The organism is Amycolatopsis acidicola (assembly GCF_007713735.2).
Taxonomy (GTDB): Bacteria; Actinomycetota; Actinomycetes; order Mycobacteriales; family Pseudonocardiaceae; genus Amycolatopsis_E; species Amycolatopsis_E acidicola.
This window is the reverse complement of sequence record NZ_VMNW02000101.1, coordinates 22,606-29,340: the sequence shown is the minus strand read 5'-3', so window position 1 is coordinate 29,340 and position 6,735 is coordinate 22,606. Positions and strand designations below refer to the sequence as shown.

8 protein-coding genes are annotated in these 6,735 nt (G+C 71.0%); 4 read left to right on the top strand and 4 right to left on the bottom strand.

Going from position 1 to position 6,735, the window contains the following annotated elements:
* Window positions 1-296: 296 nt before the first annotated feature.
* Genes pucL through FPZ12_RS39025 form a run of 3 tightly spaced genes read right to left on the bottom strand, consistent with a single transcriptional unit; the run spans window position 297 to window position 1,923 of the window.
* Complete coding sequence (pucL, locus tag FPZ12_RS39035) at window positions 297-1,172, bottom strand: factor-independent urate hydroxylase (protein WP_144755650.1); 876 nt, start codon at window positions 1,170-1,172, stop codon at window positions 297-299.
* Window positions 1,173-1,177: 5 nt separating this feature from the next.
* A complete protein-coding gene (gene uraH, locus FPZ12_RS39030; RefSeq protein WP_144755647.1) occupies window positions 1,178-1,492 on the bottom strand; it encodes a hydroxyisourate hydrolase in 315 nt (104 codons plus the stop codon).
* A complete protein-coding gene (locus FPZ12_RS39025) occupies window positions 1,489-1,923 on the bottom strand; it encodes a 2-oxo-4-hydroxy-4-carboxy-5-ureidoimidazoline decarboxylase (protein ID WP_243770253.1) in 435 nt (144 codons plus the stop codon). The genes uraH and FPZ12_RS39025 overlap by 4 nt, the downstream gene beginning before the upstream one ends.
* 78 nt (window positions 1,924-2,001) lie before the next feature.
* On the opposite strand from FPZ12_RS39025, the gene FPZ12_RS39020 reads away from it, so the two are divergent.
* The 4 genes from FPZ12_RS39020 to alc are packed head-to-tail and all read left to right on the top strand — an operon-like array spanning window position 2,002 to window position 5,944.
* Window positions 2,002-2,766: a hydroxypyruvate isomerase family protein gene (locus FPZ12_RS39020; RefSeq protein WP_243770252.1), complete on the top strand. Its 765-nt coding sequence runs from the start codon at window positions 2,002-2,004 to the stop codon at window positions 2,764-2,766.
* Complete coding sequence (locus FPZ12_RS39015; RefSeq protein WP_144755641.1) at window positions 2,763-3,626, top strand: 2-hydroxy-3-oxopropionate reductase; 864 nt, start codon at window positions 2,763-2,765, stop codon at window positions 3,624-3,626. The genes FPZ12_RS39020 and FPZ12_RS39015 overlap by 4 nt, the downstream gene beginning before the upstream one ends.
* 4 nt (window positions 3,627-3,630) lie before the next feature.
* A complete protein-coding gene (allB, locus tag FPZ12_RS39010; protein ID WP_144755638.1) occupies window positions 3,631-4,941 on the top strand; it encodes an allantoinase AllB in 1,311 nt (436 codons plus the stop codon).
* A gap of 4 nt (window positions 4,942-4,945) precedes the next feature.
* The gene (gene alc, locus FPZ12_RS39005) at window positions 4,946-5,944 is read left to right on the top strand and encodes an allantoicase (protein ID WP_144755635.1); all 999 of its coding nucleotides are present in this window, start codon (window positions 4,946-4,948) and stop codon (window positions 5,942-5,944) included.
* Here the strand turns inward: alc and FPZ12_RS39000 are convergent.
* On the bottom strand, window positions 5,916-6,695 hold the full coding sequence (locus tag FPZ12_RS39000; protein WP_144755632.1) for an MBL fold metallo-hydrolase: 780 nt from the start codon (window positions 6,693-6,695) through the stop codon (window positions 5,916-5,918). The genes alc and FPZ12_RS39000 overlap by 29 nt on opposite strands.
* Between the last annotated feature and the right edge of the window lie 40 nt (window positions 6,696-6,735).

Genomic DNA, 6,735 nt, shown 5'->3' with positions numbered 1-6,735 from the left:
GTGTGACACGAGGACCTCCGTGGCGTGGTGCAGATTGTGGTGATCCACACCAAACCCGGAGGTCCTCCCTCACGCCAAGATCATCCGACTACGTGTCCCCACGTTCGCAACCTCCCGGGCCAGTACAGCTAGGGAGTGTTTCAGATGTGGTTTGCGTGGCGGTGCGGGTAGGGGAACCTCCCGTCGCCCGCCACCGCCCTCAACGGACGCGCTCCGCGCGGCCAGCCCCATCCAAACCCCCGGCGGTGCGAGGTGACGGCCCACCGCAACCGGCTCCGCCGCTTACCCAACAGAGCCTAATCCCAGGCGGGGCCCGGGTCCTCGGCGTCGTCGCGCAGGACCGTGCCTTCGATGAGGCCGTAAGGGCGGTCGGCGGCGTGGAAGACCTCGTTGTCGTTCGGCAGGCCGAACGGGCTCAGGTCCACCGCGAAATGATGCTTGTTCGGCAGGGAAAGCCGGACTTCGCACACCTCGGGCCGTTCCTTCAACACGGCCTCGCCCATCGCGTACAGCGTCTGCTGCAAGGAAAAGCTGTGCAGGGACGCGAAGGTCTCCAGCATGATCCGCCGGGCCTCGGCGAAGCTCTTGGCCCAGTCGACGTCCAGACTCCGGTACCGCCACCGCGCCGTGACCGCGGTGGCCAGGATGCGGTCGTCCGTCTCCGCCAGCGTCGTGTACTCGTCGCGCGGGAAGCCGTGGAACTCCGAGCCCGTCGACTTCAGCACGACCAGGTCCCGCAGGCCCGAAACCACCCACGCCCGCTCGCCCCGCACCGTCACCGCGGTGGTGCGCTTTTCGTCCCCTGAGCGGGAAAAGGCGTGTTCGTGCGGCTTGCCCTGCACGGGGATGCGGTCCCAGCCGTGCTCGTCGATCAGGATCCTGGCGCCCGTGATGTTCTCGAAGGAGCCGGTGAAATGCCGCGCCAAACGGAGGCCGAACTCCTCGATCTCACCCACCGGCGCCTGCTTGGCGAACGCGTACACGGTGTTCTTCTGCGTGTCCGTGGCCAGCACGCCCTCGTTGTCACCTCGCAGGTGCGTAGCGGAAAGCTCGCCGCGCAGCGCGGTGGACACCGTGAGGTCCTTGATCCGGTGCACCGCCGATGAGCGGTCCACCGTGACCAGCCGGACCTCGGCCTTGCCGTACTGGTTGGGGCCCAGTGTGATGCCCACGGCGATCAGCTCCCTCGGTAGGTGGAGTAGGCGAACGGGCTGAGCAGCACCGGAACGTGGTGGTGCGCCTCGGGATCGGTGATCCGGAACGACAACGCCACCTCCGGGAAGAAACCGTCGGGGCCGAGGTACGCCTCGGTGTCGAAGACCAGCCGGTACACGCCGGGCTCGAGTCGTTCGGGCCCCAGCTCCCGGACCCGGCCGTCTTCGTCCGTCACGCCTTCCGCGACGGGCCCGGCCGCGGACTCCAGCCGGACGGGCACCCCTCGCGCGGGTTTCCCGGCCGCCGTGTCCAGCACGTGCGTGGTCACCAGGCTCATGCCACCGCCTTTTCCAAGCGCAGCAAGGCGATCGCGACCAGCTCCCGCCCCGCCACGGCCAGCTCGGCCGCCGGCTCGTTGCTCATCCTGGAACGCAGGTTCGCCAGCAGTTCCTCCCCGCTGCGCCCGCTGGCGCAGACGAGGAACACGTGCCCGAACCGCTCTTCGTACTCCGCGTTGGCCGCGTGGAACTTCTCCGCCGCCGCACTGTCCACACCGGACTGCTCGGTGCGCGACGCGCCCGTGGCCCGCTCGCCGATCCGGGGATGCGCGGCCATCGCGCGGCGGATCTCCTCCGGCGTCAACGTGATGGCCGCGCTCGCCCGCAGCTCCGCAAGGTCGCGGTACGGCTGGCCCGCCGATACGGCGTCCGCCCAGCGTGGCACGTCGAGGCAGCTCAGCAGCGTGGCGCGGGACAGCTCGGGCAGCACGTCCAGAATCCTCCTGCACCGTTTTGCCTAAGTCAAAGCGTGTTTGACGGGTGACCGGCCGCGCGGCTAAGAAGAGTCGTGCGCTACGACGTGAACCTGTCGCTCCTGTTCACCGAGCTCCCGCTGCTCGAACGCGCCGCGGCGGCGCGGGCGGCCGGGTTCACGGCGGTCGAGTTCTGGTGGCCCTTCGACACCGCCACCCCGGCGGACGCCGAGGTCGACGGCTTCGTCCGCGCGATCGACGAGGCCGGCGTGCGGCTGGTGAGCCTCAACTTCTTCGCGGGCGACATGGCGGCGGGCGACCGCGGCCTGGTGTCGTGGCCCGGCCGGGAGCGTGAGTTTGCCGACAGTGTGCGCCTCGCCGTCGAGATCGGGCGGCGCCTGGGCTGCCGCACCTTCAACGCGCTCTACGGAAACGAAGGCGCGCACGAACTGGCCTTGTCCAATCTGGACTTCGCGGCGGCCGAGGCCGGGCGGATCGGGGCGCGGCTCGTGCTCGAACCGCTCTCCGGCGCCGAACGGTACCCGCTCAAGACCGCGGCCGACGCCTTCGCCGTGCTCGACACCCTGGGCCGCGAGAACGTCCAGCTGCTGTTCGACCTCTACCACCTCGGCGTCAACGGCGACGACCTCGGCGCGGTGATCGACGAGCACCTCGACCGGGTCGGGCACGTGCAGGTCGCCGACGCGCCGGGGCGGCACCAGCCCGGCACCGGCTCGCTCGGGATCGAGGCATACCTGGCGCGGCTGGCGAAAGCGGGCTACGAAGGCTGGGTGGGGCTGGAGTACGTCCCGCTCGGCCCCAGCGCGGAGTCGTTCGACTGGTTGGAGGGAGCACGATGACCAGGATCGGGTTCATCGGGCTCGGCATCATGGGCGGGCCGATGGCGGCCAACCTCGTCAAGGCCGGGTTCGAGGTCACCGGGTACAACCGCGGCAGGTCCAAAGTGGACAAGTTCGTCGAAGCGGGCGGACGCGGGGCGAGCAGCGTCGGGGAAGCCGTGCGTGACGCCGAAGTGGTGATCACGATGCTCCCCGATTCGCCCGACGTGGAGAGCGTGGTGCTCGGCGACGACGGAGTGCTCGCCCACGCGCCGGAGGGCGTGCTGCTGATCGACTGCAGCACCATCCGCCCCGAGGTCTCGCGCGCCATCGCCGGTCGGGTCCGCGCGCTCGACGCGCCGGTCTCCGGTGGGGAACAGGGCGCGATCGACGGCACGCTGTCGATCATGGTCGGCGGCGCGGCGGAGGATTTCCAGGCGGCGCAAAACATTCTGCGCGCGGTCGGCGGCACGGTGGTGCACGTCGGTGCGGCGGGTTCGGGCCAGACGGTGAAGGCGGCGAACCAGCTCATCGTCGCCGGCACCATCGAGCTGGTGGCGGAGTCGCTGGTGTTCCTGGAGGCGCACGGCGTCGACACGGAGGCCGCGATCGAGGTGCTTTCCGGTGGGCTGGCGGGCAACCGCATCCTCGACCGCAAGGCCGCCGCGATGGTGCGGCGCGAGTTCACGCCAGGGTTCCGGGTGGAGCTGCATCACAAGGACCTCGGCATCGTGCAGGCCGCCGCCCGCGAAGCCGGGGTGGCGACGCCGCTCGGTGCTGTCGTCGCGCAGCTCATGGCCGCGCTCAACGCGCAGGGCGACGGCGGCCTCGACCACGGGGCGCTGCTGAAGCTCGTCGCCCAGCTGTCCGGACGGGAGTGACGCGGTGGAGCTGGTGATCCACGCGCGGCGCGCGATCGTCGACGGGCGCGAACAGTCTGTGAGCGTCGGCGTGGACGGTGGCCGGATCGTCGCCGTGGAGCCATTCCACGGGCTGACGGCCAGTCGCGTTGTGGAACTGGCCGAGGACGAAGTGCTGCTGCCCGGTCTGGTCGACACGCACGTGCACGTGAACGACCCTGGCCGCAGCGAGTGGGAGGGCTTCGAGACGGCCACCCGCGCGGCCGCCGCCGGGGGCATCACGACCATCGTCGACATGCCGCTCAACAGCCTGCCGCCCACCGTGGACGTGCCTTCGCTGGAGGTCAAACGCGAGACGGCGCGCGGGCGCGTGCACGTGGACGTCGGCTTCTGGGGTGGCGCGATCCCGGGCAACGGCGGCGAACTCCGCGCGTTGTACGACGCGGGCGTGTTCGGGTTCAAGTGCTTCCTGCTGCACTCGGGCGTGGACGAGTTCCCACCACTGGGCCCGGACGAGCTCGAGGCCGATCTTCGTATCCTGCGCGAACCGGACGCCATGATGATCGTGCACGCCGAGGACGCGCAGACCATCGACGAAGCCCCTGCTCCGCACGGCGAGCACTACGAGGGTTTCCTGCGTTCTCGCCCGCGTGGCGCGGAAAACGTGGCCATCGCGCGCGTCATCGAGCTGGCCCGCCGCACCGGCGCGCGGGCGCACATCCTGCACCTGTCCTCCTCGGACGCGCTGCCGATGATCGCGCAGGCGCGCCGCGACGGGGTCCGGCTGACCGTCGAGACCTGCCCGCACTACCTGAGCTTCACGGCGGAGGAGATCGCCGACGGCGCCACGCAGTTCAAGTGCTGCCCGCCGATCCGCGAAGCCGAAAACCGCGAGCGGCTGTGGCAGGGCCTGGCCGACGGCGTGATCGACTGCGTGGTCAGCGACCACTCGCCGTGCACTCCGGAGCTGAAACGGCCGGACTTCGGCGAAGCCTGGGGCGGGGTGGCGAGCCTGCAGATCGGCCTGCCCGCGGTGTGGACCCAGGCGCGCGGACGCGGACACGAGCTGGCCGACGTCGTGCGCTGGATGGCCGCGCGTCCCGCCGAGCTGGTCGGCTTGCGCCGCAAGGGCCGCACGGTCGTCGGCGCCGACGCGGATTTCTGCGTGTTCGCCCCGGACGAGGAGTTCGTGGTGGACGTGGCGAACCTGGCGCACCGCAACCGCGTCAGCGCCTACCACGGCCGGAAGCTGGCCGGGGTGGTGCGCTCGACGTGGTTGCGGGGGAGTGAGCTGACCGGTTCGCCGCGGGGCGAGCTGCTGGTACGAGGGGAGTGACCGAGTGGAGCGTCCGAAGTGGACGAACGAACCGGAGCTGGCGTCCCGCCGCGTCGGGGGCGGCGTGCTGTGGGCGAACGACGAGTTGTTCGCCGAGCGGGAGAACCTGATCAAGCCCGCGGAGCCCGAATTCCGCCCGTGGAACTTCGGGCACAAGGGCCAGATCTACGACGGCTGGGAGACGCGCCGCCGCCGCGAGCCGGGCAGTGACGCGGCGATCGTGCGGCTCGGGCTGCCCGGTGTGGTCGAAGGTGTCGTGGTGAACACGGCGTTCTTCACCGGCAACTACCCGCCCGCCGCCTCCGTCGAAGCGCTTTCCGTGGTCGGCTACCCGAGCCCGGCCGAACTGTCCGAAATGGACTGGCAGACGATCGTGCCGCGCTCACCGCTGGCCGGTGACAGCGAGAACTTCTTCGAGGTCACCGACCGGCGCCGGTTCACCCACATCCGCCTCACGATCCACCCCGACGGCGGAGTCGCGCGGCTACGCGTGCACGGCACGCCGGTGGCCGACCCGAGGCTGCTCGACCTCGGCTCGCTCGACCTGGCCGCGCTGGAGAACGGCGCCCGGATCACCGGCGCCAGCAACATGTTCTACTCCTCCCCGGCGAACCTCATCGCGCCCGGCGACGCCGCCGTGATGGGGGAGGGCTGGGAAACCGCCCGCCGCCGCGACGACGGGAACGACTGGGTGACCATCGCGCTGGCCGGCACCGGGGTGCCGCGGCTGGCCGAGCTGGACACCACGCACTTCAAGGGAAACGCGCCCGGCTGGGCAGCGCTTTCCGGCTCGGCCGACGGCGAGGAGTGGTTCGAAGTGCTGCCGCGGACGAGGCTGCAGCCCGACACGCGGCACCGTTACCCGCTGGCGGAGGCCCGCGAACTCGCCCACCTCCGCCTGGACATCTACCCCGACGGCGGGATGGCAAGACTCCGGCTCCACGGCAGGCTCACCGCAGCCGGCCGGGAGGAGGTCATCGCGCGGTTCCGCGCCGGAGCGTGATCGACTCGCCCGGTTCGAGGACGTGCAGCCGTTCCCCGAGCCCGGCGTTCGCGAACGCCTTGCGGACAGCGTCCGGGCCCTCGGTGAAATGCTCCCAGCCGCGGGTGTGCACCGGGATCACGTGCTGCGCGCCGAGGATGCGGGAGGCTTCCACGGCCGCCTCGCTGGTGAGCGTCAACGGTGCCCCGTCGAACAGTGACGTGCGCGCCGCGCCCGCGAACAACACGGCCACGTCCACCTGCCCGACCCGGCGCGCGATGGCGCGCACCTGGTCCAGCGAGGCGTTGTCCCCGGACACGTAGACCGACGGCAGCCCCTTGCCGCGCAGGACGAAACCGATGACGTCGCCGGTGATGCCCTCACAGCCCGGCGGACCGTGCTGGGCCGGCACCGAGATGACCTCCAGCGCGCCCACCGAAATGGCCGCCCACGGGGGCAGGCCCTGCGCCGTGCCGCCGAGGCGCCGGGCGCCGCTGACCGTGGTCAGGGTCAGCAGGATCCGCCCGACGAGCTCCCGGCCCGCCGCGTCGAGGTTGTCCGCGTGCTGGTCGTGCGACAGCAGCACGGCATCGATCGGCTCCAGGTCCGCGGCCTGCAGCGCCGGTCCCTCGGTCTTGGTCAGCGTCCGGCCGCCGCCGCTGTCCTGCGCGCCGGCCGGGCTGAACGTCGGGTCCGTCAGCAGCCGCTTGCCGCCGATCTCCAGCAGCGCCGTCGGACCGCCGACGAAGGTCAGCCGCAACTCGTCACTCATGCCACTCACAACGTTGATTATCTCGCGGATTCTTCCGTCA